Below are 21,953 nucleotides of genomic sequence, written 5' to 3'. Positions count from 1 at the left end.
CTGCGTCAATTCATAAAAAGTTAAGAATTATGTCAACGTGTCACAGGGTCTCCTCCACCAGCGCCCACACCTGCTGGGCCGTCATGCCGTCGCAGCGGTAGGAGACCACAGTGCCGTCCGGGTGGAGCACCTCGAAGGAGTAGGTCATCCCACCAGTGTCGTGCTCCCGCCCCCGGGCCTCCACCAACTCCAGGGACATGTCCTCTGCCCGGAAGGCGGGGTCGTTTACCGTCTCCCAGTACTCCTCAGGCACACTGTCGCACCAGGGGATGGGGTAGAGCCTCAGATCATAGGTCTCAGGCTCTTCCGGGCTGACCAGGTGATAGGAGTGATACCCGTCCCGGTACACAGCAACCTCCACATTGTCATATCCCTGGTTCCAGCGTACAAAGAGCATATTTTGGGCGCCCTCCTGATAGCTGAGGCGGCCATAAAATTCCCCGTAGCCAGAGGGTTCCGCTGTGGGCAGATAGGGGGCGAAGTCCGCCTCCTGCCGGGCCTGGGCCAGGGTGTCGAAGGTCTCCTCCCGCCAGGCGGGGATCGCTTCGTTGATCATCATATGGTCCAGGTACAGCCCGCCGTAATCGGACAGAGCATGGCGGACAAACAGGCTGTTGAAGGTCTTGGAGCCGCCCAGGTCCAGATTCTCACCTTCACCGTACTCCGCCTGTGTCAAACTGTTCTGGTTCACAAAACGAACTCCGATGTTGTTTTTTGTCATAAATTCACTGCCGCAGATAGAGTCGGCCTCACCATCGCCGTCCCGGTCATAGACCTCGCTCCAGCCAGCGACTTCCACTCCGTTGAACTCGCTGAGCAGGTCCTCGCGACTCAGGTCGACGGAGCAGGTGAAGGGCAAGTCTCCTGGGCACAGCTCCAGCTCAAAGCTGGCCCGGCCCTTTTCCCCAAAAATGGTCAGCTCGGCAAGCTGGCCCTGACCGTCGTACAAGGCGTTGGCGTGGATGGTATAGCCGTCCCAGAAGAGCATCCAGGGCAGGTCGCCCTGTCCCGTTTTGGGATCACTGGCCTCCGGGCTGCCCTCAGGGCCCCAGAAGATGGTCTGGATATCCTCCTTTGCCAGGTCCACCATGAAGGCCCCCGGCATATAGGCCCGGGAGAGAGCCATGTCAGGGCTTTCTGTCCGGTCCGGATATTCGATGCCCGGGATCATGGGGAAGGCCTGTTCTCCTTTCATTCCGGAGTCGCTGACCACAAAGCTGGTTTCCCAGTCGCCCAGCTGGCTGACACCGGGGTGAAGCGGCTGGTCCTCTGCGGTCGGGACGTTGTCCAGTGTGACCTGACTGCCGGACTGTGCCGGAGCGGGAGCAGGGGCCGGGGACAGCTTCCATACGCCCGCCGCCACAATCAAGGCGGTGCAGGCGGCCAGAGCCCCGTATTTCATCCAGGAGGAGCCGGACCGCTTCTTTTTTACATTCAGACCCAGCAGCTTTTCATGGAATTCGGGAGAAATCTCCTGACGATCCATATACGAATTGTAATATTTCATAAATAAACTCCTTTTTGTTGCAACTGTAGGGCGGGACGACCTCGGCCCGCCGCAGGATAAGGGCCGCAGTTGAGAAAGGCGGCATGCCCTACATTTCCAGCAGTTTCCGCAGTTTTTCCCGGGCCCGGGACAGGCGGGAGCGGACCGTCCCCGGACGGCAGCCCAGCATTTGGGCGATTTCGCCGGTAGCGTACCCCTCATAGTAGTGCAGATGGATGACGGCCCGGTCCTCCGGCGGCAGGGCAAACAGCTCCTCCAGCTCCTCGCGCTCCTCCGGTCCTGGAGCGGGCAGCGTCTCCGGGAGCGGGCCTACCCGCCGCCAGGCCAGGCGCAGGCGGCTCCGGCAGCCGTTGACCAGCACCCGCATCAGCCACGCGCCGGGGTGCTCCAGGTTGTCCGGGGCCTTTTCCAGATACCGGAGAAAGGCGTCCTGTACGGCGTCCTCCGCCTCCTGAGGGTTCCCAAGGATGGCCAGGGCCGCCCGGTACAGACGGTTTTCATTTTTTGTGACAAGCGCCTCCCAATCCACCGGCCGGTTGGATGTTTGAGACATGAGGGTCACCTCCTTTCACCCCTATAGACGTTTCAAAGAGAAGAATTGTTGCGGAAAAAGAAAAAAGCCTCCCTTCGCAAAGGGAGGTGGCATTTGCAAAGCAAATGACGGAGGGTTTTCTCCTATCGAGACGCACCGGTTTCTTTATGGAGAAAACCCCCAGTCAGCTTCGCTGACAGCCCCCTTTGCGGAGGGGGCCTTTTGGAGAAAGCTTCGCCGCGAGCCCTCTCTGCGAAGAGGCCTTGTGAGGGGAAAATGGGTCAGAAAATCATATCCCGGCTGATTTCCGCCAGGGAGTGGACGCCGCACATGGCCATGGTGTCGGCCAGCTCAGCCTTGAGCTTGTCGGTAAGTACCTTAACCCCCTCGGCCCCGCCGCCATAGACGGCGGTGACATAGGGCCGGGCCAGGATGCAGGCGTCGGCTCCCAGGGCCAGGGCCTTGCATACGTCCACGCCGGAGCGGATTCCGCCGTCCACCATGACCACCATTTGACCCTTGACGGCCTCAGCAATAGCGGGGAGAACCTCAGCGGTGGAGGGGACGCCGTCCTGAACCCGGCCGCCGTGGTTGGACACCACAATGCCTGCGGCCCCTGCCTCCAGGGCCTTTTGAGCCCCCCGGACGGTCATGATTCCCTTGATAATGAAGGGCACCCCGGCGTACTGGATGACCTCCCGCAGCTCGGCCACCGTTTTAGAACCGGCGGGGGGATTGAGTCCCTTGAGGAAGGGCAGTCCGGCAGCGTCAATGTCCATGGCGAACATCTGGGCCCCCGACTCCTTGGCCTGGTCCAGCTTGGCGAAGAGGGTATCCCGGTCCCAGGGCTTTACGGTGGGGATGCCCTTGCCTCCGTTTTGTCCAATGGCCTTGGCGGCGGCCTCAAAAACGGCGGGGTCGGTGCCGTCTCCGGTGAAGGCGGCAATTCCGGCCTGGACGCAGGCGGGAACCAGTATCTTATTGTATTCCTGGTCGGTGAATTTGTCGCCGTAGTGGAGCTTGACCGCCCCCACAGGACCGGCAAAGACAGGCAGGTCGTAGGTCTGGCCAAACAGGGTAAACCGGGTGTCCACCGGCCCGTTGGCGCAGATGGTGTCCATGTTCAGGCACACGTCCTGCCAGGCGTCGTAATTCCGGGCGGCTACGGTGCCGGTGCCCTTTGCGCCCGGGCCGGGCATGGTGTTCTTGCAGGCTCTGCCGTTGCACACCGGACAGGCCTTGCAGTATGGGCCGCTGCAAGTGCGGGCGGCCTCTAAAATCTCCTGATAGGTCATCAGTATCCCTCCTTGTCACTCCATCATACCGTTTGCGGGGGTTTTCGTCAAGTGTAAATAAATTATGAACCCTATTGCTTTTTATCCGGAAATGCGGTAGAATACGGTTAGCACTCAAATGTATGGAGTGCTAACCGTATTGTTATTTAATAAATTTATTATACATGGAGGAATCAAAATTATGGCAAAGAAGCAATTCAAGGCGGAATCCAAGCGGTTGCTGGACCTGATGGTAAACTCCATCTACACCCACAAGGAGATTTTTCTGCGAGAGCTGATTTCCAACGCCAGCGACGCGGAGGACAAACTGGCCTACCGCTCCCTCACCGACGACAGCGTGACGGTGAAGCGGGCGGACCTGAAAATCACCATTGTCCCCGATAAGGAGGGGCGGCTGCTCACCGTGTCTGACAACGGTGTGGGCATGAGCAAGGAGGATCTGGAGTCTAACCTGGGCACCATTGCCCGCAGCGGCTCGGGCCAGTTCAAGGCCGGTCTGGCTGAGGACGACCAGGCCGCCGATAAAATCGACGTCATTGGCCAGTTCGGTGTGGGCTTCTACTCCGCCTTTATGGTGGCCGACCATGTGACGGTCATCTCCAAAGCCTGGGGCAGCGACGAGGCCTGGATGTGGCAGTCTGACGGGGCGGACGGCTACACCGTCACCGCCTGTGAAAAGGAGACCCCCGGCACTGATGTCATCATGCACATCAAGGCCAACGGGGACGAGGAGGACTACGATCAGTATTTAGATAATCACAAATTACAGGAGCTAATCAAAAAGTACTCCGACTATATCCGCTACTCCATCATCATGGAGGTGGAGGACTACCGGATGAAGGACAAGCCCGAGGACGCCCCCGAGGACTACAAGCCCGAGTGGGAGACGGTGAAGGAGTGGAAGACCCTGAACTCCATGGTCCCCCTGTGGCAGCGGCCCAAGTCCAAGGTGGAGCCCGAGGAGTACAACGCCTTCTATAAAGAGAAGTTTAACGACTGGCAGGATCCCCTGGCCGTGATCCACACCAGCGCCGAGGGGACAGTCACCTACAAGGCCATGCTCTACATCCCGGAAAAGACCCCTTACGACTTTTACACCCGGGAGTATCAAAAGGGCCTCCAGCTCTACTCCTCCGGTGTGCTCATCATGGACAAGTGTGCCGACCTGCTCCCCGACCACTTCCGCTTTGTCAAGGGTGTGGTGGACTCCGCCGACTTCTCCCTGAACATCAGCCGTGAGGTTCTCCAGCACACCCGGCAGCTGAAGGTGATTGCCTCCGCCCTGGAGAAGAAGATCAAAAACGAGCTGCTGAAGATGCAGAAGGAGGACCGGGAGAAGTACGAGAAGTTCTGGTCCGCCTTTGGCACCCAGCTGAAATACGGCGTGGTGTCCGACTACGGCCAGCACAAGGATATCCTCCAGGACCTGCTGCTGTTCTGGTCCTCCAAGGAGGGGGCCAACACCACCCTGGCCGCCTACAAGGACCGGATGAGCGAGGACCAGCCCTTCTACTACTACGCCTGCGGCGAGAGCGTGGAGAAAATCGCCAAGCTGCCCCAGGTGGAGAGGATTCTGGACAAGGGCTATGAAATTCTTTACTGCACCGAGGATGTGGACGACTTTGTCATGAAGGGCCTGCGTGAGATTGACGGCAAACAGTTCAAGTCGGTCACCGAGGAGGACGCCCTCCCCCAGACCGAGGAGGAAAAGAAGGCCGCCGAGGAGAAGGCTGAGGCGGGCAAGCCGGTGCTGGAGGCCGTGAAGGAGGCCCTGGACGGCCAGGTGAAGGAGGTGCGGGTGTCCGCCATCCTGAAATCCGGCGCCTGCTGCCTGTCCGCCGACGGCCCGGTCTCCATTGAGATGGAGCGGTATATGCGCAAGGTGGAGGGCGGCCAGGAGATGAAGGCCGACCGGGTGCTGGAGCTCAACCCCGACTCCGCCCCCTTCGCCGCTCTCAAGAAGGCGGTGGACGCCGGAGACAAGGACACCGTGGCCAAGTACGCGAAGCTCCTCTACGCCCAGGCTCTGCTCCTGGCCGACCTGCCCCTGGAGGACCCGGCGGAGTATACCGAGCTGGTATGCTCCCTGATGGTATAATTAAAAAAGCGGAACGCCGGCGGCGTTCCGCTTTTTTACTCCTCAATTTTTACAAGGTCAATGGCAGATACCAACAGCAGGTTGATCAGTTCATTCCTGGAGCGGTTCGTCTGCTCCGACAGAACGTCCAGCTTTTCGATCAACTCATCTTTCATGCGGACTGACACGATTTTATACCCGTCGTCCCCGCGCCGCGCCGCCTTCTTCTTTATCCTGATCTCTTCCGCCACAGCCGCTCACCTCATTGTTATATTTTAGCTTGACAGGAGATGTTTTAATATACTATAATATTATAGTTATTACTAAACTATATATTTATAGTACCAAAAAGGAGGTAGTCGCAATGGCAAAATTTCAATTACAAGCTGGCGAAACGCTGATCGGAAAAGGTCCGATGTCCCTTTATCAAAAGCAAGGGCTGACCAAAAAGCCCTTTCAGGGAAAGATCTATGTCACGGACCAGCGGGTCTGTTTCTACATGGACCTGTCCGGAACCGCTCTTATGGAGCTTACACTCGGCGAGATCAAGGGGTTCACCGTTGGGTCCATACTTCTCGCCACTAAGGTCACAATTCAAAGCAAAGTGGGAGAAAGCTATCCGCTGACCGGATTTCCAGCAAAAAAATTACAGGGCTGGCTGGCGCAGTTAGGCGTTCCAAAGCTGTCGGAGTAAAGATAAAACGCCGGATTATCGACGCTATATCAGTATGGAATTCCACCCCTTGTATAAAAACCCACCCTTTTGGTTAAACTGGCCACAAGCCAATTTTTACCGAAAGGGTGGTTTTTATGCAGGTAAAGGACCTTATGAACCCCAGCGCGGTGACGGTGGAGCCAACCTCCTCCGCCGCGCTGGCCGCCCGGCTTATCAGCCGGCACAACGTGGGGGCGCTGCCTGTGTGCGGCTCTGACCGCCGGCTGCGGGGGATGGTCACCGACCGGGACATTGTCCTGCGGTGCGTGGCCGCCGAGGAGGATCCCGCCCAGACCCCGGTGCGGGACATCATGACCCGTTCCTGCGCCACCGTCGCCCCTGGGGACGACTGCCGGGAGGCCACCCGGCTCATGGCCCTCCACCAGGTCCGCCGTCTGCCGGTGGTGGACAAGGGCAGGCTGGTGGGGATGATTTCCCTGTCCGACCTGGCCCGCAGCGGCCGGTTCGACATGGAGGCCGCCCAGGCCCTCAGCGAGATCTCGGAAAACATTATTGTCCGCTGATGGACAAATACCCTCCCGTGCCCTATAATGGTGCGGGAGGGATTTTTATGGAGTTTAACCCTGTCGCCCATATTCGCAGCGACTTCCCCGAAAAATTCGGCATCCCCAGGCAGAGCGGGCTGGTGGATGCCCTCACCGCCACGGTGGTCTTTGAACCGGACTACCGGGACCCCAGCGCCTTCCGGGGGCTGGAGGGTTTCTCCCACCTGTGGCTGATCTGGGAGTTTTCCCAGGCCCGGCGGGTGGGGTGGTCGCCCACCGTCCGCCCGCCCCGGCTGGGGGGCAACAGGCGGCTGGGGGTGTTCGCCACCCGGTCACCCTTCCGGCCCAACCCCATTGGGCTGTCCTGTGTGCGCCTGGTGGAGCTCCGCCAGGACCGGGAGCTGGGGCCCGTTCTGATAGTCGCCGGGGCCGACCTGCTGGACGGCACCCCCATTTACGATGTCAAGCCCTACCTCCCCTACGCCGACTGCAAGCCCGAGGCTGTGGGCGGCTTTGCCGCCCGGCCCAAGGAGGCGGAGCTGGAGGTGGACTGTCCGGACAGTCTGCTGGCCGCCGTCCCGGAGGACAAGCGGGCCGCTCTGCTGGCCGTTCTGGCCCAGGACCCCCGGCCCCAATATCAGGACAACCCGGACCGGGTGTACGGCATGTCCTTTGCCGGCCTGGAGGTGAAATTCCGGGTGGAGAGGAAAGGGCTGACAGTTACGGAAATCTTGTAGGGACGCTTTGCCGCCTGCGGGTGGGACGGAGATTTTGCCCTTACAGCAGGTGGAATCTTATTTTTTTTCAAAAATCTCTTGACTTTCCCCCTTGTGGAAGGTGTAGAGTGTCAATCAGAAAGGGGGCGCGGCCCGTGAAGATCAATGAGGTGGAGGCCCAGGTGGGCATCACCAAAAAGAACATCCGCTTTTATGAGGAACAGGGGCTGCTGTCCCCCCGGCGGGACAGCTCCAACGGCTACCGGGACTACGGCGAAGAGGAGGTTGCCATTTTGCGGCAGATCAAGCTCATGCGCAAGCTGGGCGTCCCTCTGGAGGAGATCCGCAAAATGCAGGCCGGGGGCACGGTGGCCGACGGGATGCGCCGCCACCTGGTTACCTTGGAGCGGGAGCGACACAGTCTGGAGCAGTCCATCCAGCTGTGCCAGTCCTTAAAGGACCGGGAGGAGCGGCTGGACACCCTGGACGCCGCCGGGCTGCTGGAGGAGATGGAACAGCTGGAACAGAGGGGCACCACCTTCCAGGACAAGCAGAAACAGGACTTAAAGCCTGTCCGCTACGCTGGGGCCGCCGTTATGGCCCTGCTGACCACCGCCCTGATGGCGGGAATCATCGTTTTGATGGTGTGGGGCTTTACGGTGGATACCACCAACGCCCCGCCTGTGGCCCTGATGCTTGTGCTGGTGGCCATTCCGGCGGTTATCATCCTGGGGGTCCTGCTGGCCCTGTTCCAACGGATCAAGGAAATTCAGAAAGGAGAGGAAGACGATGCGAAAAACTACTGATGAAAAGGGCTTTGCCGGGGCGGTGGTGGTCACCATTCTGGTGGCCGGGTTCATGTTTCTGCTTACCGGGGCCATGCTGGTGGGGTACTTCAGCGGCTTTACCGAACCCTTCACCACCGGCCTGATCCTGTTCTGCGCCTTTTTGTACCTGGCCGTGGCGGTGGGAGTCATCATTGCTCTGTTCCAGCGGTGGAGGGAGATTAAAGGAGGCGAGGAGGATGAAGCCAAAAAGTATTGACCGCCAGGAGGAAAAGAGGGCAGCGGTAAAATCGGTGGTCCTTAGCACCCTGTTCCAGCTGCTGACGGTGGGGGCTCTGTTCTGGCTGCGGTCGGTCACCCAGACTGGCTGGCTGCGCGGGCTGATGCTCTTTCTGGCCGTGTCCGATCTGATTACCATCCCCTTCACCTTCGCCGCCCTGTGGCAGCGGGTGCGGGAGATCGAGAAGGGAGAGCTGGATGAAGCGCGGAAATACTAAAGCGAAGCGGGAGGCGGTCCTGGGGATTGCCCTGTTCGGACTGCTCCAGGCGGCCTGCGTCATTGGTTTCTGGGCGCTGTGCCTCATCCCCGGCATGCCTCAGCCGCTGTTTGTCCTGTTTGCCGGGCTGACACTGCTCTGCGCCGGGCTGATGCTCCCCGCCCTGTGGGCGCTGAAACGACGGTTCCAGGAGATTGACTCTCTGGAAAATATGAAATCTGAGATAGTATATAAGGAGGAACATCATATGCTGCTGGTAAGTATCGACTACATCCCTGGAAAGGAATTTGAGGTGCTGGGCATGGCCAAGGGCACCGTGGTTCAGTCCAAGAATTTCGGCAAGGACTTTATGGCCGGCATGAAAACTCTGGTAGGAGGCGAGATCACCGGCTACACCGAGATGCTCAACGAGGCCCGTCAGATCGCCGTCAAGCGCATGGTGGACGAGGCCGAGGCCCTGGGGGCAGACGCCGTCATCAACATTCGCTACGGCTCCTCCGCCGTGATGCAGGGGGCCGCCGAGGTGATTGCCTACGGCACGGCGGTGCGGTTTAAATAAACAGATGCAAGGGACGGTCTTCGGACCGTCCCTTTGTTCAGAAAATCTTAATTTGACAAGCTTTTTCAGCGAGGCTATAATCCAATCAGCGTACCCACAACAAAACAGGAGATGACTGCTATGTTTGGATTTGGAAAGAAAGAGGCCAAAACGCCGGAGGACCGGCTGGCCGAGCTGCAAAAGAAAAAGGACTGGGCCAGTCTGGCCAGGGCCTATTACGAGCTGGGGACTGCCGCTATGGACCAGGGCGACCTGAACCACGCCCAGCTGTGGCTCCACCGGGCGGACACCATCTACAGCGCCAGCGACGCCGTCTACGATAAGGTGGGGGACAAGCTCGTTGACGACTGCTCCGACCGCATCGGCACGCTGGAGGGGGAGGACGGACTGTTCTACAACGCCATCCTTGCCGAGATTGAGGAAAAGGCAGAGGAGCTGAACGATGTCCAGGACCGGGTGTGGGGCCTGCTGTCCATAGCCCGGTTGGTGAAGCTGGGAGAGCGGCTTTCAAAGCTGCCCGGCTGCGAGGCGCTGGGCGAGCTGGACTGGGCGGTGGATATGATGTTTCGCTCCCTCCAGACCCTGCCTCCTGCGGAGGAATACCAGCGCCTGATGGACCTGTGCAACGCCCTCTATGAGCTCAACGGCAAGCCGGCCTACTACACCGGCGAGATCCAGGCCCCCGGCGGGGCCCCCTTCCAGATGTTTGACTGGAACGGCATGTTCGGGGTGGAGCAGGTGCTCAACGGCTATACCGACAGCCATCTCCGGCTGCTGTCCGCCCAGAGCCAGGAGGTGATCGACCCCACCGCCGCCCCCGAGCTTGACGCAGTGGCCTGCGCTCTTCTGCCCGACTACTATGTCCGCACCGGAGCGGAGGACTTGAACGAGGTCCCCCAGATCAAGGCGGAGCTGGCGCGTATCTGGAGCGATTATGAGTTTGTCCGCGACCGCTTTACCTGGGAGGAGGCCGCTGAAAAAATCGCGGCCTATAAGCAGCTGGATATTTTGGCATAATGATTTGGCTTCCCTTCGGGAAGCCTTTTTATTTCCTCTGCTGCTTCAGGTGACCGCCAATGAGTGCCGCGGTCTGTGGCGGCGGCTGCGCCGCCGGCCCACCATCCCTCTGGACGAGACCCTGGAGCTGGCCGCCCCCCAGGCTTCGTCCCTGCTGCGGCAGATCATGGAGCTGCCCCGCAGAGATCAGGCGGTGCTCTATCTGCACTACCTGCTTGTGGCCTATGTGGAAATTGAGGACCTGGAGGGCGGCCGGCTTCGAGAGGAAATGGATGTCTGGGGGCGTTTCGAACAGATCGCGCCGGAACGCTTGCAGGTATCTATGACCATGTTGGGCGGGGATATCATCCGCCTTGGGGAGGACGGCAAAACCGCCCTGGCCGCTGTGATGGAATGGGGCGGCCAGAGCGCGGGCGACCCCAACATGACGCTGGAGCTGTCGTGGGTAGGAATCCATGCTGTGACACAGCGCAAGGAGAACGCCGCCTTTGAAAACACTCGGGATCAGGATAAGCTGCGAGGTGAGCTGACGGTGTATTTCTCGGACGGAAGCCGGCGGGTATCAGTCCGGAACAGCCTGGCCGGCTCCTTTGATCTGGGCATTGGCAGCTGGCTGTTTATGGTCCCCTGCAATCTGGTACAGCCGGAGGATGTGGAGCCCCTGGACGTGGAGCACATCACCGGGATATCCTGTCAGGACCGGTATATCCCCATTGAGGATGGGGCTGCCGGTCCGATCCGGTGGACACAGCCCTAAAAAACGGACCGCGGAGGAGCTTCCTTCACGGTCCATTTTTGTGGAGAGAAATCAGGGCATGGTGGGTATAAACGGCTCGTCCGGGTGGAGTTCTTTCCGATTTTCCCACAGCTCTGGGGGGATATCGGGCCAGGTCTCAAAGGAGCCCGCAGGCAGGATCACCAGCGTGATATCCATAGGCAGGTTGAAGCGCTGGGCGTAGTAATTGGCACCCTCGGCGCTGACGGGGTTGCGGGGATACCACCACAGGCCGTCATACCGGTCGGTGGGCAGGACCAAGGTTTGGCTGTGTTCCGCCCGGGCCCGGTTGGTCAGCGACCACCGTAGCAGATTACAGGCCAGAACATCCCCTCCTCGCCACACCCAGGGGGCCATCAGTGCCGCAGCAATCAGAGCGGCGGCAGTCCGCCCTTTCCAATGGGCCAGCAGGGGAGCCGCCTCGTCCACAGCCACCAGCGCGGTCAGGACCAGGGGAAAGAAATAAAACCGGGCCCCGAGGATGTCAATGGCGGCCAGCGGAACCAGAGACAGGGGAGATGCCAATAGCAGCAGAATGCGGCCAATCTTATCCCGCCAGCAGTCCCGCTGCAGGAGCAGGGCCAACAGGGCCAGTCCCCAGCACAGGCAGCAGAACAGAGCGCTGAACAGCGTGTTATAAGGTGTTCCGCTCCAGATACAGCCGCCGCAGGCCAAAGGGAGCAGTCCAAGCGGCCACAGCTTAGGCCGCGGCCCCCGCCAGAGGGCGCACCCTGTGAGGACGGCCAGCGGCAGGGCAATGTGGGGGCCGTGCAGAAATGTCATAGGCAGCAAATGGCCAAAATAACGCCGCAGCATAATATTGAAAATGGTGGCAAATCCATCCTCCAGGGAGAAGGTCAGTGCCCGGCGGCCGCCCAGAGATACCCCGTCCCGGAGCAGTTCCAGGACGATGGTATTGAAAAACATCAGGTAGACCGCCGCCGCCGCTCCAACCAAACAGGCCCCAAAGGGGAGACGGAGGGGCTTGTCCCAAATCGCCCGAAGGGCCAGCAGCAGACTGGCCCCAAAGAACAGCAGCGTGAGATTCTCCAAAAAGAGCCCCATCAGCAGGGTGAGAAGGAACAGCACGGTAGCCCAGAAAACGCAATGGCGGCGGGTGTGTTCCACATGGCGCAGAGCAGTAAGCCAGAGGAGAAAAAACAGCACAGATACCCCATAGTTGCCAAAGCCGGACACCCAGCCGTAAACCTCCCGCCAAATAAGAAGCGGCATGAGCAGAACGGCGGCATTGGACAGCAGAAAGGCCGGGAGGAAGGCGGGAGAAGCGGTCCCGGCTCCATCCCGCACGGCCAGACGGGCCATAAGATAAGGAATGAGGAACATGGTCAGCCCCATGACGGCAACCCGCGCCAGCGAGGAGTGACACAGGAGCACCGCGAAAAAGTTGCCCGCATAGCGGCTGTTCAGCGTACCGTTCCGCCACCAGTCCACCCCGATTTGTATGGCCCACTGCATATCGTCTATGAGACTGTAGTGGGCGGCCCCGGCCAGCAGTCCCCAAAAAGCCAAGGCCGCCAGGACAACACCCCGCTTGAACCAAATTGTATGCAAATCAGACAAGGCCATCGGCCCTCCTTAGCGATGGTACAGCTTGTTGGTCTGATACCGGGGCTCGCAGGTGAGCTGGAGGCCCAGCTTTTTGTAAGTGGTGGCGTCCGCCGGGGAGAGGATTACGGAGCAGTGGGCCTGACAGCCCTTGAGGGCGGCCAGCTGTTCCAGGGCGCGGGCGGCCCTGGGCTCCTGGCTGGCGGAGGAGGCCAGGGCAATGAGCACCTCATCGCTGTGGAGCCGGGGGTTGGCGGAGCCCAGATAGTTCACCTTGACGGTCTGGATAGGCTCAATGGCCGACTGGGCAATGAGGTGGACGCCGTGCCCCCCTGCCCCTGACAGGGTTTTCAGCGCGTTGAGCAGGGCGGCGGCGGAGCAGCCCATCAGCTCAGAGGTCTTGCCGTTAATCAGCGTGCCGTCGGCCAGCTGGATGGCCATGGCGGGTTCGCCGGTGGCCTCGGCCAGCTCATTGGCCCGGGCGGCGGCGGGGCGGATGTCTGTGGTAATGCCGGCCTGCTGCATCAGCAGCTCCAGCTTGTACACCGCGCTGTCAGAGCCCTTGCCCTGGCGGCGCTCACACAGAGCGTCGTAATACCGGCGGACAATCTCCTGCTTGGCGGCCTCCTGGCAGACACCGTCGTCCACAATACAGCTGCCCGCCATATTCACCCCCATATCGGTGGGGGACTGGTAGGGGCACTTGCCGGTGATTTTTTCAAAGATTGCGGCCAGAACAGGGAAGACCTCCACATCCCGGTTGTAGTTGACGGTGGTCTGGCCGTAGGCCTGAAGGTGGAAGGGGTCAATCATGTTCACATCATCCAGGTCGGCGGTGGCCGCCTCGTAGGCCAGGTTGACCGGATGCTTCAGGGGCAGGTTCCAGATGGGGAAGGTCTCAAATTTGGCGTAGCCTGCCACTGTGCCCCGCTTGTTCTCGTGGTACAGCTGGCTGAGGCAGGTGGCCATCTTGCCGCTGCCTGGGCCGGGGGCGGTGACCACCACCAGGGGGTGGCTGGTCTGGATGTACTCGTTGCGGCCAAAGCCCTCATCGCTGACAATCTTGCCGATATTGTGGGGGTAGCCCTCAATGGGGTAGTGGCGGTAGACCCGCAGTCCCAGCTGCTCCAGCCGGCCCTGGAAGGCGTCAGCGGCGGGCTGGCCGGTGTAACGGGTGACCACCACGCTGCCCACATACAGCCCCCGGCCCCGGAACTGGTCAATGAGCCGGAGCACGTCGCTGTCGTAGGTGATGCCCAGGTCCCCCCGGACCTTGTTCTTCTCAATGTCGCCGGCGTTGATGGCAATGATGATTTCCGCCTTGTCCCGCAGCTGCTCCAGCATGCGCAGCTTGCTGTCCGGCTCAAAGCCGGGGAGCACCCGGCTGGCGTGGTAGTCGTCAAACAGCTTGCCGCCGAACTCCAGGTAGAGCTTGCCCCCGAACTGGGCAATGCGGTCCCGGATGTGCTGTGACTGGGTGGTTAAATATGCTTCGTTGTCAAAGCCTGTTTTGACCATTCTGTCTTCTCCCTTTCTCTCTCCGCTGTAAACAGCAAATACCCTAATATTTTACATCTGGAAGGGGAGAGTCGTCAAGGAATTTATTGCGGCAGAGTCAGATCGCCCTCTTTGATCCAGCCGATTTTCCGCAAAATTTCACAGAAAATGACCGACAGCACGGCAGGGAGAATAAAGCAGATCAAAAGCAGACCAATCCAGTGGAGGGCGGTGGGGCTGACCGCCACCGCTCCCACCTTGGTGACAGCGGCCTCGCTGGGGGCCAGCCAGCCCGTCCATACGCCGATCTGGCCGCACAGGCCGCAGGTTCCCATACCGGAGTTGATGGGGTCACCGTTCATCTCCAGCCGGAACAGGCAGGTGGCGATGGGGCCAGTAATGGCAGAGGCCAGGGTGGGGGGAATCCAAATCCTGGGATTTTTAACAATGTTGCCCATTTGCAGCATGGAGGTGCCCAGTCCCTGAGATACCAGCCCGCCCCAGCGGTTTTCCCGGAAGGACATAACGGCGAAGCCCACCATCTGGGCGCAGCAGCCCGCCACGGCGGCCCCGCCCGCCAGTCCCACCAGGCTCAGGGTGTGGCAGATGGCGGCGGAGGAAATGGGCAGAGTGAGGGCAATACCTACCAGAACGGAGACAGTGATGCCCATCCAGAAGGGCTGGAGCATGGTAGTCTGGTTAATCAGGGTACCGAAGGAGTCGGCCACCTTGCCAATCGGGGGGGCGATCAGATAAGACAGGACTACGCCGGTGAAGATGGTGACAAAGGGGGTGACCAGCAGGTCCACCTTGGTCTCCTTGGACACCGCCTTGCCCACTTCGGCGGCCAAAATGGCAATAAACAGCACGGCCAGTGGACCGCCAGCCCCGCCCATGGCGTTGGCCGCCTGACCCACCGCCGCCAGAGAGAACAGCACCAGAGGGGGCGCCTGAAGGGCGTAACCAATAGCCACCGCCATAGCGGGGGCGGACATGGCGGTGGCAAACCCGCCCATATCCACCAGGAAGGCCAGCCCCAGCTGCTGGCCCAGGGTTTTGATGATGGTGCCGATAAGCAAAGAGCAGAACAGGCCCTGGGCCATGGCTCCCAGAGCGTCAATTCCGTAGCGCTTGGCGGAAATTACAATGTTTTTCCGCTGGAGAAAGTCTTTCATTTCAATCACCTTTTTCACACAGAAATAGATAAGCCATACAGGTGTCAAGACACCTGTATGGCTTATTATAACGGCTGGATTTCATTTGTCAAGGATTATTCTTGACAAGCAGATTTTTGGCTGCTGCTTACTCGGCGGCGGAGGTGGTGATGGAGATGCCGGTTTCGTTGCTGTAGCCCACGGTAAAGCCCAGCACAGCGCCCAGGTCGCGGAGCTTGAAGTAGTTGTAGCCGCCGCCGTTCTCGTCATAGAGGGTGATGGCGGTCATAGCCACGTCCTTGCCGTCCACCTTGACGGTCTGAGCGCCGCCCTTGTAGGGGTGGTCGCCGGAGAAGGGGGTGGCGGTATCGGCGGCGCCGCTGTAGGCGGTCTTGGTGGTGAGGAGGATGGAGCCGTCAAAGCCTACCTCAAACTGGGCGTCGGTGCCGTTGATGGCCACGGCCACGTCACGCAGCTTGACATAGTTGGTCAGGTTGCCGTTTTCATCCAGCAAAGCGTAGGCGGCGAACTCCACGGCGGTGCCATCCACAGTGATGCTCTGGGAGGCGGCCAGGGCGGTGCCCTCAGCGGGGATCTCGTCTACGGTTACAACAGGATCGGTGCTCTCGGCGGGATCGGTGCTCTCGGCGGGGTCAGTGCTCTCGGCGGGGTCAGTGCTCTCGGCGGGGTCGGTGCTCTCGGCGGGGTCAGTGCCCTCGGCAGGGTCGGTGCCCTCGGCAGGGTCGGTGCCCTCGGCAGGGTCGGTGCCCTCGGCGGGGTCAGTGCCCTCGGCAGGGTCGGTGCCCTCAGCGGGGTCGGTACCCTCAGCGGGGTCGGTACCCTCAGCGGGGTCGGTACCCTCGGCGGGGTCAGTAACCGAAGTGTTGGAAACGGTCTCGCCGGCCTCAGCGCCGGGGGCGGCAGTGTCGCCCTCCTCCGCGAAGGCGGCAGTGCAGAGCATACCGCACATCAGGGCGGCGGCCAGCAGGGTACTCAGGATTTTTCTGAATTTCATGCTTGGTTTTCCTCCTTATTTTTTCCTTGGCTGCTGGAAATTGCTGTTTTTCATTGTACAGTATGGACCTTCATTATGCAAGAACTTTTTTGCTTTTTTAGCCTTTTTCGATCAAAAACATAAGGGAAACCGGTCCCCCGCGCGATCAGGGGACCGGTTCTCTATGGCCTATTTATGATGACAGCCGCTGCATTGACTGCAATCACCGTTACAGTGTCCGCCCGCCTTGTGGCTCTTCCACAGGGAGCGAACCGCCAGTCCTACCACGCCCGCCAGGGCCAGAAGGACGACAATTTCTCCAGGGGTCATACTGCTTCTCCTTTCACCGGGCCGCTGCGGCAGAAACTGAGGTCAGGCTGGACTTTGCCTCTCCCTGATAGCCTTTGCGGACCAGCATGTAGATGATCCCGACCACCAGAGCCACGGCTGCTATGGTGCCAATACCGAAGGAGACCTCGCCCAGAATCACGCCGCCAATCTGATAGACGATCAGCGCCAGCACATAGGCCCACAGGCACATGTAGCCGATAGCGGCGAAGGTCCACTTGGCGTTGTTCATCTCCCGCTTGATGGCGCCCATGGCGGCAAAACAGGGGGCGCACAGCAGATTGAAGATCATAAAGGAGTAAGCGGTCAGGCCGGTGAACAGGGTGCCCACCTCCGCGGTCAGGTTGCCCGGATACAGAACGCCCATGGTAGCGGGGACCTCCTCCTTGGCAATAAGACCGGTGATGGTGGCCACGGTGGCCTGCCAGTTGCCAAAGCCCAGAGGAGCGAAAATCCAGCAGATCGCGCCGCCAATGGCGCCCAGGATGGAGGCGTCTGTGTCCTCCACCATGCCGAAGCCGTCCGCTGTAAAGCCAAAGTTGCTCAGGAACCAGAGGATAATGGTGGACAGCAGAATGACAGTACCGGCCCGCTTGATGAAGGACCAGCCCCGCTCCCAGGTGGCCCGCAGGACATTGCCGGCGGAGGGGGTGTGGTAGGCGGGCAGCTCCATGACAAAGGGGGCGGGCTCACCGGCAAAGGCCTTGAGCTTTTTCAGCATAATGCCCGAGACAATCACAGAGCCAATGCCAATAAAGTAGGCGGAGGCGGCCACCAGGCTGGAGTGGCCAAACAGGGCGCCGGCGAACAGGGCAATAATGGGCAGCTTGGCACCGCAGGGCATAAAGGTGGTGGTCATAATGGTCATCTTCCTGTCACGGTCCTGCTCAATGGTGCGGGAGGCCATGATGCCGGGGATGCCGCAGCCGGTGGCCACCAGCATAGGAATAAAGCTCTTGCCGGACAGGCCGAAACGGCGGAAAATACGGTCCATGATAAAGGCAATGCGGGACATATAGCCAATGTCCTCCAGGATGGCCAGCAGCAGGAACAGCACCAGCATCTGGGGTACAAAGCCCAGCACGGCACCCACGCCGCCCACAATGCCGTCCAGAATCAGGCCGGTGAGAACCTCACCGCAGCCCGCGGCCTCCAGCCAGCCGCCGATAATGGCGGGGATGCCGGGCACCCAGGTGCCGAAGTCGGAGGGATCGGGTTCCTCCACAGCCAGGGCCTCGTTGTAAATCTCCTCATTTAGCTCAACGACGTCGGTGTCGCCGGACTCATCATCATAGAAGTAGGCCTCAGTGTCGCCAGCTTCGTAGGCATCAATGATAACACCGGCGTCCTCAAACTCGCCCAGGGCCTCATCCCAGCCGTCCGCGTCGGAGACAAAGGGGACCAGCCAGCCGTCACCAAACAGGCCGTCGTTGGCCCAGTCGGTGAGGGCGGTGCCGATGGAGACGCTCCAGCCGCCCATGGCGATGGCGTACACCAGGAACATGGCCGCCACAAAAATGGGCAGGGCCAGAATGCGGTTGGTGACGATCTGGTCGATCTTGTCAGAGACGGACAGACTGCCCTTGGCGGCCTTCTTTTTCACCGCCTTGCCCACCACGCCGCTGATGTAGGCGTAGCGCTGGTTGGTGATGATGGATTCCGCGTCGTCGTCCAGTTCCTTTTCGCAGTCGGCAATGTGCTGAGCCAGGTGGGATTTCAGCTCCTCACTGAGGGCCAGCTCCTCCAGCACCTTCTCGTCCCGCTCAAAGAGCTTGATGGCGTACCACCGCAGATAGCGGCCGTCCACCATGCCCTCAACAGACTCCTCAATGTGGGCAAGGGCGTGCTCCACGCTGCCGGTGAAGACGTGGGGCAGCTCCCGGTCCCGGTGGACCTTTGCCAGCTCCACCGCCGCCTGGGCGGCCTCCAGCCCTCCCTCATTCTTCAGGGCGGACATCTCAACCACCTGACAGCCCAGGGCCTCCCCCAGCTTTTTCAGGTCAATCCGGTCGCCGTTTTTCCGCACCAGGTCGATCATGTTCACCGCCACCACCACGGGCAGGCCCAGCTCAATGAGCTGTGTGGTTAAGTACAGGTTGCGTTCAATATTGGTGCCGTCCACAATGTTCAGGATGGCATCAGGCTGTTCCTTCACCAGGTAATTCCGGGCGACCACCTCTTCCAGCGTGTAAGGGGACAGGGAATAGATGCCGGGCAGGTCCTGAATCACCACGTCCTTGTGGCCCTTCAGCTTGCCCTCCTTCTTTTCTACGGTAACGCCGGGCCAGTTGCCCACATACTGGCTGGACCCGGTCAGCGCGTTGAACAGCGTGGTCTTTCCGCAGTTGGGATTGCCCGCTAAGGCGATTTTGATGCTCATTGCTGCTTCTCTCCTCTCGAATTAGCCACAGCTAACCTGTCGGCTGAAAAAATCAGTTGACCTCAATCATCTCCGCGTCGCCCTTGCGGACAGACAGCTCATAGCCCCGGACATTGAGCTCCATGGGGTCGCCCAGGGGGGCCACCTTGCGGACAAAAATTTCCACGCCCTTGGTGATGCCCATATCCATGATGCGGCGTTTCACCGGGCCCTCGCCGTGGAGACGGGCCACCGTGGCGGTTTCGCCTACCTTAACATCTTTCAGCGTTTTCATATGTTTCTCTCCTTTACACCATGATACGGTTGGCCATGCCATGATTCAGGGCCACCCGGCTGTCCTTTACCTGAACAATCAGATTGCCTGCGATCTGGTTGACCACCGTTACATCGCTGTCCACCACAAAACCCAGCTCAGCCAGATGCTGGCGCACCTCATCCTTGCCGGTAATCTTACGGATGGTTACAGTTTCCCCCGTTTTTGCCATTGTCAGCGGCATCATAGGGACCCTCCTTTACAAAGTTAGCAACAGCTAACCATTTCAACGAAAGTTTACTATAGCTAACCGAAGTTGTCAAGCATTTTTTTATTCTCTTGATTTTTTTGTCTGTTTATGATAGTCTAAAAAAGAAAAGGAAGTGGGTCTTGATGAATATTTACGAATCCGCCGAGGACTATCTGGAGGCTATCCTGATCCTGCGTGAGCGCCAGGGTATGGTGCGGTCTATCGATGTGGTCCATCAGCTGGAGTTGACCAAACCCAGCGTCAGCGTGGCAATGAAGCGGTTCCGGGAGAACGGCTACATTGAAATGGACGCTGACGGCTATATTACCCTGCTCCCGCCGGGGGAGGAGATTGCCCAGCGCATCTACGACCGGCACAAGCTGCTGACCCAATTTTTAATCTGCCTGGGCGTCAGCGAGGATGCGGCCGCCGCTGACGCCTGCAAAATAGAGCACGACCTGAGCGAGGAGACTTATGCCAAAATCAAGGAGCACGCCCTGAAATGCGGGGTGAAAATTTTCGACGGTCCCGCCTGAGCCTCCGCCAATAAGAAGGAGCGCCCTGGCCAAAAGGCCAGGGCGTACAGTTTGTCCAAAACTTCTATTGGGAATTTCTGGCTCCCTCTCTGAGGGAGCTGCCGCCGCCGCAGGCGGTGACTGAGGGAGTGAACCGGAGAAAATCCGTAGTTTTGTTGCATAAAACTCCCTCCGTCACGGCTTCGCCGTGCCACCTCCCTCAAAGAGGGAGGCTTTTTTAATAGTCTGAGCGCCCCGGCCTTTTGGCCGGGGCGCGTTTGTTGATTTTGGGACAGAGTTCAGTTCTCATCCCTGTAAGGGTCCAGCACAATGTTTACCACGGCGCACAGGATACCGCCCACGGCAAACACCCACCATGCGGTGCGCCACAGGTCCAGGGCCAGGCCAAGGCCTACATAGAGGGCGGTGACCAGCGTCATCAGAGCGGCACAGATGGTATTGATGAGGCCCTTGCGCTTTTTCACCTCCGGGGTGGGGTTGTTGTCCCGGTTGTACTCGTCAATTTTGTACTTCTCCTCTTGAATGCCAGCGTAGACGAAGGAGGTCACCGCCCCGGCCACAATGAGCAGGAAGACGGACATCGCGTAGGACTCAAAGGGTTCCTCCTCGGGAAATTTGGCGAAAAACAGCAGCAGCAGGGCTACGTCGAAGAGAATGGCCCCCACGCCTCCAGAGATGAACCAGACAAATTTTTGCCGGAAAGCCCGCTTCTCCTGTTCCGTGTAGAAGTCGGTGATAACGGGGTACTGCTTGGAGAAATTCTCTTTTTGGAGAGAAGAGGCCACAATGACCACCACGCACACCGCCACAATCAAAAGCAGAACGGCAAAGATCAGATACTCTGAAACGCCCTTGGCGTCCAGCAGGCCGCACAGGCCCACCCCCGCGATAATGCTTCCCACAGCAAAGGCCATGCGCCGGGAGAAGCGGTTCATAAATTGGTCGTACTGGGCGGTGTCCTCCACCAGGCTGTCCTCCACGCTGCCCCGAAGCAGGGTGTCCAGGTTCACCTGGTATAAGTCGCAGATGCGCAGAATGGTGTCCATCTCAGGAAAACTCTGGGCGCTCTCCCATTTGCTGACGGACTGGCGGGAGACCTCCAGTATCTCGGCCAGCTGCTCCTGAGTTTGGCCCTGGCGGTTACGGAGAAATTGCAGGTTATCGGAAAATGCCATTTTTGGATGTACCTCCTTATGTTTGGAATGGCTCCAGCATACCCGAACAGAGCCCGCAACTCCACCGATTTTCTGTTGCGTTTGAGGATTTTTCTGTCAATTTCCGGTTGCGCGGGGGTTATTCTCCCTTTTTGCCCCTCTTCCACAGCACGTAGGCCAGGAGCAGCCCGGCAATGACGGCCGCAATCCCAATTACAAGAATCAGAGTGGTAAAGCCCAGGAAGAAGCTCTGGATTCCGGAAAGGGGGGATGCCTGGGGGGTGACGCCCAGCGCGTCCATCACGGCCCCCTCCAGCTCCGGGGGACCATCGTAGGTCCAGCCGCCCCCGAAGCCGCTAAAGCCGCCCATCATCTGGTTGGAGGCGGCAAACATACTGCCAAAGCCCCACCGGGCAATGATGCCTACCAGTGCTACCCCCGCCCCCTGGAGGGCGATATAGATGCCGGCCAGCCAGCCCCACCGGCGGACCATCTTTCCAATAAAGCCGGGGAGATTGGATCCAGGCGTGTCCTGTGGGGGCGGCGGGGGTGCTTGAAAGGTCGAGGCGGACTCCGGCTCTGGGGGTGCGTCCCGTTCCGGCTCCTCGTCTTCATTTAAAAGGTGGTCAGTGGTGACGCCGAAGGCCTTTGACAGGGCCAGCAGCTTGCCAATGTCGGGGGACGCCTCACCCAGCTCCCATTTGCTCACGGCCTGACGGGACACCCCCACATGGGTGGCCAATTCCTCCTGAGACAGCTTTTTGGTCCGGCGGTAGTAAGCGATCTTTTCATTGAGCTTCATATTCAGCTCTCCTCTCTGCTATCTTTTGGGTTTCCACC

General features: G+C 59.7%; 25 protein-coding genes. 11 read left to right on the top strand and 14 right to left on the bottom strand.

Translation table 11 applies throughout. The features are described from left to right. Window positions 1–40: 40 nt before the first annotated feature. From NFS22_RS11910 to NFS22_RS11900, 3 genes are all read right to left on the bottom strand, one after another. Window positions 41–1,507: a hypothetical protein gene (locus NFS22_RS11910; RefSeq protein WP_251317977.1), complete on the bottom strand. Its 1,467-nt coding sequence runs from the start codon at window positions 1,505–1,507 to the stop codon at window positions 41–43. 88 nt (window positions 1,508–1,595) lie between these two features. Further along, window positions 1,596–2,060 (bottom strand): RNA polymerase sigma factor, encoded by a 465-nt coding sequence (locus NFS22_RS11905; protein ID WP_251317976.1) that lies wholly within the window; start codon window positions 2,058–2,060, stop codon window positions 1,596–1,598. Between the two features lie 260 nt (window positions 2,061–2,320). After that, a complete protein-coding gene (locus NFS22_RS11900; protein WP_251317975.1) occupies window positions 2,321–3,334 on the bottom strand; it encodes an alpha-hydroxy-acid oxidizing protein in 1,014 nt (337 codons plus the stop codon). Between the two features lie 181 nt (window positions 3,335–3,515). Here NFS22_RS11900 and htpG point away from each other — a divergent pair, with 181 nt between their 5' ends. Next, window positions 3,516–5,432, top strand: coding sequence for a molecular chaperone HtpG (gene htpG, locus NFS22_RS11895; protein ID WP_251317974.1), 1,917 nt, complete (start codon window positions 3,516–3,518; stop codon window positions 5,430–5,432). 35 nt (window positions 5,433–5,467) lie between these two features. Here the strand turns inward: htpG and NFS22_RS11890 are convergent, their stop codons facing one another. Further along, complete coding sequence (locus tag NFS22_RS11890; protein WP_251317973.1) at window positions 5,468–5,662, bottom strand: ribbon-helix-helix protein, CopG family; 195 nt, start codon at window positions 5,660–5,662, stop codon at window positions 5,468–5,470. Between the two features lie 113 nt (window positions 5,663–5,775). Here NFS22_RS11890 and NFS22_RS11885 point away from each other — a divergent pair, with 113 nt between their 5' ends. The 9 genes from NFS22_RS11885 (at window position 5,776) to NFS22_RS11845 (ending at window position 10,963) form a co-directional block, all read left to right on the top strand. Next, complete coding sequence (locus NFS22_RS11885) at window positions 5,776–6,105, top strand: GRAM domain-containing protein (protein ID WP_251317972.1); 330 nt, start codon at window positions 5,776–5,778, stop codon at window positions 6,103–6,105. A gap of 116 nt (window positions 6,106–6,221) precedes the next feature. Continuing rightward, window positions 6,222–6,650 (top strand): CBS domain-containing protein, encoded by a 429-nt coding sequence (locus tag NFS22_RS11880; RefSeq protein ID WP_251317971.1) that lies wholly within the window; start codon window positions 6,222–6,224, stop codon window positions 6,648–6,650. A gap of 47 nt (window positions 6,651–6,697) precedes the next feature. Next, complete coding sequence (gene tsaA, locus NFS22_RS11875) at window positions 6,698–7,369, top strand: tRNA (N6-threonylcarbamoyladenosine(37)-N6)-methyltransferase TrmO (RefSeq protein WP_251317970.1); 672 nt, start codon at window positions 6,698–6,700, stop codon at window positions 7,367–7,369. A 134-nt stretch (window positions 7,370–7,503) separates the two neighbouring features. Then, window positions 7,504–8,154, top strand: a complete 651-nt coding sequence (locus NFS22_RS11870; RefSeq protein ID WP_251317969.1) for a MerR family transcriptional regulator — start codon at window positions 7,504–7,506, stop codon at window positions 8,152–8,154. Next, complete coding sequence (locus tag NFS22_RS11865) at window positions 8,138–8,392, top strand: hypothetical protein (protein WP_251317968.1); 255 nt, start codon at window positions 8,138–8,140, stop codon at window positions 8,390–8,392. Before NFS22_RS11870 ends, NFS22_RS11865 begins: the two co-directional genes overlap by 17 nt. Beyond that, window positions 8,373–8,630, top strand: coding sequence for a hypothetical protein (locus NFS22_RS11860; RefSeq protein ID WP_251317967.1), 258 nt, complete (start codon window positions 8,373–8,375; stop codon window positions 8,628–8,630). Before NFS22_RS11865 ends, NFS22_RS11860 begins: the two co-directional genes overlap by 20 nt. A gap of 247 nt (window positions 8,631–8,877) precedes the next feature. Next, window positions 8,878–9,189, top strand: coding sequence for a YbjQ family protein (locus tag NFS22_RS11855; protein ID WP_251317985.1), 312 nt, complete (start codon window positions 8,878–8,880; stop codon window positions 9,187–9,189). Between the two features lie 120 nt (window positions 9,190–9,309). Then, on the top strand, window positions 9,310–10,206 hold the full coding sequence (locus NFS22_RS11850) for a hypothetical protein (protein WP_251317966.1): 897 nt from the start codon (window positions 9,310–9,312) through the stop codon (window positions 10,204–10,206). Window positions 10,207–10,210: 4 nt separating this feature from the next. Continuing rightward, complete coding sequence (locus tag NFS22_RS11845) at window positions 10,211–10,963, top strand: hypothetical protein (protein WP_251317965.1); 753 nt, start codon at window positions 10,211–10,213, stop codon at window positions 10,961–10,963. 51 nt (window positions 10,964–11,014) lie between these two features. Here NFS22_RS11845 and NFS22_RS11840 read toward each other — a convergent pair whose 3' ends face one another. The 8 genes from NFS22_RS11840 to NFS22_RS11805 form a co-directional block, all read right to left on the bottom strand. Further along, window positions 11,015–12,562 (bottom strand): hypothetical protein, encoded by a 1,548-nt coding sequence (locus NFS22_RS11840; RefSeq protein ID WP_251317964.1) that lies wholly within the window; start codon window positions 12,560–12,562, stop codon window positions 11,015–11,017. A 15-nt stretch (window positions 12,563–12,577) separates the two neighbouring features. Then, complete coding sequence (locus tag NFS22_RS11835; RefSeq protein WP_251317963.1) at window positions 12,578–14,065, bottom strand: DUF1846 domain-containing protein; 1,488 nt, start codon at window positions 14,063–14,065, stop codon at window positions 12,578–12,580. Window positions 14,066–14,148: 83 nt separating this feature from the next. Then, complete coding sequence (locus NFS22_RS11830) at window positions 14,149–15,228, bottom strand: PTS sugar transporter subunit IIC (protein ID WP_251317962.1); 1,080 nt, start codon at window positions 15,226–15,228, stop codon at window positions 14,149–14,151. Between the two features lie 118 nt (window positions 15,229–15,346). Then, window positions 15,347–16,213: an ICP22 family protein gene (locus tag NFS22_RS11825; protein WP_251317961.1), complete on the bottom strand. Its 867-nt coding sequence runs from the start codon at window positions 16,211–16,213 to the stop codon at window positions 15,347–15,349. A 168-nt stretch (window positions 16,214–16,381) separates the two neighbouring features. Then, on the bottom strand, window positions 16,382–16,522 hold the full coding sequence (locus NFS22_RS11820; RefSeq protein ID WP_251317960.1) for a FeoB-associated Cys-rich membrane protein: 141 nt from the start codon (window positions 16,520–16,522) through the stop codon (window positions 16,382–16,384). 13 nt (window positions 16,523–16,535) lie between these two features. Then, window positions 16,536–18,920, bottom strand: a complete 2,385-nt coding sequence (feoB, locus tag NFS22_RS11815) for a ferrous iron transporter B (RefSeq protein WP_251317959.1) — start codon at window positions 18,918–18,920, stop codon at window positions 16,536–16,538. A 52-nt stretch (window positions 18,921–18,972) separates the two neighbouring features. Next, window positions 18,973–19,194, bottom strand: coding sequence for a FeoA family protein (locus tag NFS22_RS11810; protein ID WP_251317958.1), 222 nt, complete (start codon window positions 19,192–19,194; stop codon window positions 18,973–18,975). A 13-nt stretch (window positions 19,195–19,207) separates the two neighbouring features. After that, window positions 19,208–19,420, bottom strand: coding sequence for a FeoA family protein (locus NFS22_RS11805; protein WP_251317957.1), 213 nt, complete (start codon window positions 19,418–19,420; stop codon window positions 19,208–19,210). Window positions 19,421–19,566: 146 nt separating this feature from the next. On the opposite strand from NFS22_RS11805, the gene NFS22_RS11800 reads away from it, so the two are divergent. Further along, window positions 19,567–19,959 carry a metal-dependent transcriptional regulator gene (locus NFS22_RS11800; RefSeq protein ID WP_251317956.1) on the top strand — a complete coding sequence of 131 codons (393 nt, stop codon included), beginning with the start codon at window positions 19,567–19,569 and terminating at the stop codon, window positions 19,957–19,959. A gap of 278 nt (window positions 19,960–20,237) precedes the next feature. Here NFS22_RS11800 and NFS22_RS11795 read toward each other — a convergent pair whose 3' ends face one another. Together NFS22_RS11795 and NFS22_RS11790 are read right to left on the bottom strand one after the other, a co-directional pair. Continuing rightward, on the bottom strand, window positions 20,238–21,134 hold the full coding sequence (locus NFS22_RS11795) for a helix-turn-helix domain-containing protein (protein WP_251317955.1): 897 nt from the start codon (window positions 21,132–21,134) through the stop codon (window positions 20,238–20,240). Between the two features lie 118 nt (window positions 21,135–21,252). Continuing rightward, window positions 21,253–21,915, bottom strand: a complete 663-nt coding sequence (locus NFS22_RS11790; protein WP_251317954.1) for a helix-turn-helix domain-containing protein — start codon at window positions 21,913–21,915, stop codon at window positions 21,253–21,255. Window positions 21,916–21,953 lie beyond the last annotated feature (38 nt).

Source organism: Flintibacter muris (assembly GCF_943192995.1).
GTDB classification, from domain to species: Bacteria; Bacillota; Clostridia; order Oscillospirales; family Oscillospiraceae; genus Lawsonibacter; species Lawsonibacter muris.
Note: the sequence above shows the minus strand (reverse complement) of the source record. Positions and strands in the feature narration are given on the sequence as shown.

Excerpts from the sequence above, each read along its gene's own strand:
- NFS22_RS11910 (WP_251317977.1), bottom strand. The coding sequence starts at position 1,507 with ATGAAATATTACAATTCGTATATGGATCGTCAGGAGATTTCTCCCGAA.
- NFS22_RS11905 (WP_251317976.1), bottom strand. The coding sequence starts at position 2,060 with ATGTCTCAAACATCCAACCGGCCGGTGGATTGGGAGGCGCTTGTCACA.
- NFS22_RS11900 (WP_251317975.1), bottom strand. The coding sequence starts at position 3,334 with ATGACCTATCAGGAGATTTTAGAGGCCGCCCGCACTTGCAGCGGCCCA.
- htpG (WP_251317974.1), top strand. The coding sequence starts at position 3,516 with ATGGCAAAGAAGCAATTCAAGGCGGAATCCAAGCGGTTGCTGGACCTG.
- NFS22_RS11885 (WP_251317972.1), top strand. The coding sequence starts at position 5,776 with ATGGCAAAATTTCAATTACAAGCTGGCGAAACGCTGATCGGAAAAGGT.
- NFS22_RS11880 (WP_251317971.1), top strand. The coding sequence starts at position 6,222 with ATGCAGGTAAAGGACCTTATGAACCCCAGCGCGGTGACGGTGGAGCCA.
- tsaA (WP_251317970.1), top strand. The coding sequence starts at position 6,698 with ATGGAGTTTAACCCTGTCGCCCATATTCGCAGCGACTTCCCCGAAAAA.
- NFS22_RS11865 (WP_251317968.1), top strand. The coding sequence starts at position 8,138 with ATGCGAAAAACTACTGATGAAAAGGGCTTTGCCGGGGCGGTGGTGGTC.
- NFS22_RS11860 (WP_251317967.1), top strand. The coding sequence starts at position 8,373 with ATGAAGCCAAAAAGTATTGACCGCCAGGAGGAAAAGAGGGCAGCGGTA.
- NFS22_RS11855 (WP_251317985.1), top strand. The coding sequence starts at position 8,878 with ATGCTGCTGGTAAGTATCGACTACATCCCTGGAAAGGAATTTGAGGTG.
- NFS22_RS11850 (WP_251317966.1), top strand. The coding sequence starts at position 9,310 with ATGTTTGGATTTGGAAAGAAAGAGGCCAAAACGCCGGAGGACCGGCTG.
- NFS22_RS11835 (WP_251317963.1), bottom strand. The coding sequence starts at position 14,065 with ATGGTCAAAACAGGCTTTGACAACGAAGCATATTTAACCACCCAGTCA.
- NFS22_RS11825 (WP_251317961.1), bottom strand. The coding sequence starts at position 16,213 with ATGAAATTCAGAAAAATCCTGAGTACCCTGCTGGCCGCCGCCCTGATG.
- NFS22_RS11820 (WP_251317960.1), bottom strand. The coding sequence starts at position 16,522 with ATGACCCCTGGAGAAATTGTCGTCCTTCTGGCCCTGGCGGGCGTGGTA.
- feoB (WP_251317959.1), bottom strand. The coding sequence starts at position 18,920 with ATGAGCATCAAAATCGCCTTAGCGGGCAATCCCAACTGCGGAAAGACC.
- NFS22_RS11810 (WP_251317958.1), bottom strand. The coding sequence starts at position 19,194 with ATGAAAACGCTGAAAGATGTTAAGGTAGGCGAAACCGCCACGGTGGCC.
- NFS22_RS11805 (WP_251317957.1), bottom strand. The coding sequence starts at position 19,420 with ATGATGCCGCTGACAATGGCAAAAACGGGGGAAACTGTAACCATCCGT.
- NFS22_RS11800 (WP_251317956.1), top strand. The coding sequence starts at position 19,567 with ATGAATATTTACGAATCCGCCGAGGACTATCTGGAGGCTATCCTGATC.
- NFS22_RS11795 (WP_251317955.1), bottom strand. The coding sequence starts at position 21,134 with ATGGCATTTTCCGATAACCTGCAATTTCTCCGTAACCGCCAGGGCCAA.
- NFS22_RS11790 (WP_251317954.1), bottom strand. The coding sequence starts at position 21,915 with ATGAAGCTCAATGAAAAGATCGCTTACTACCGCCGGACCAAAAAGCTG.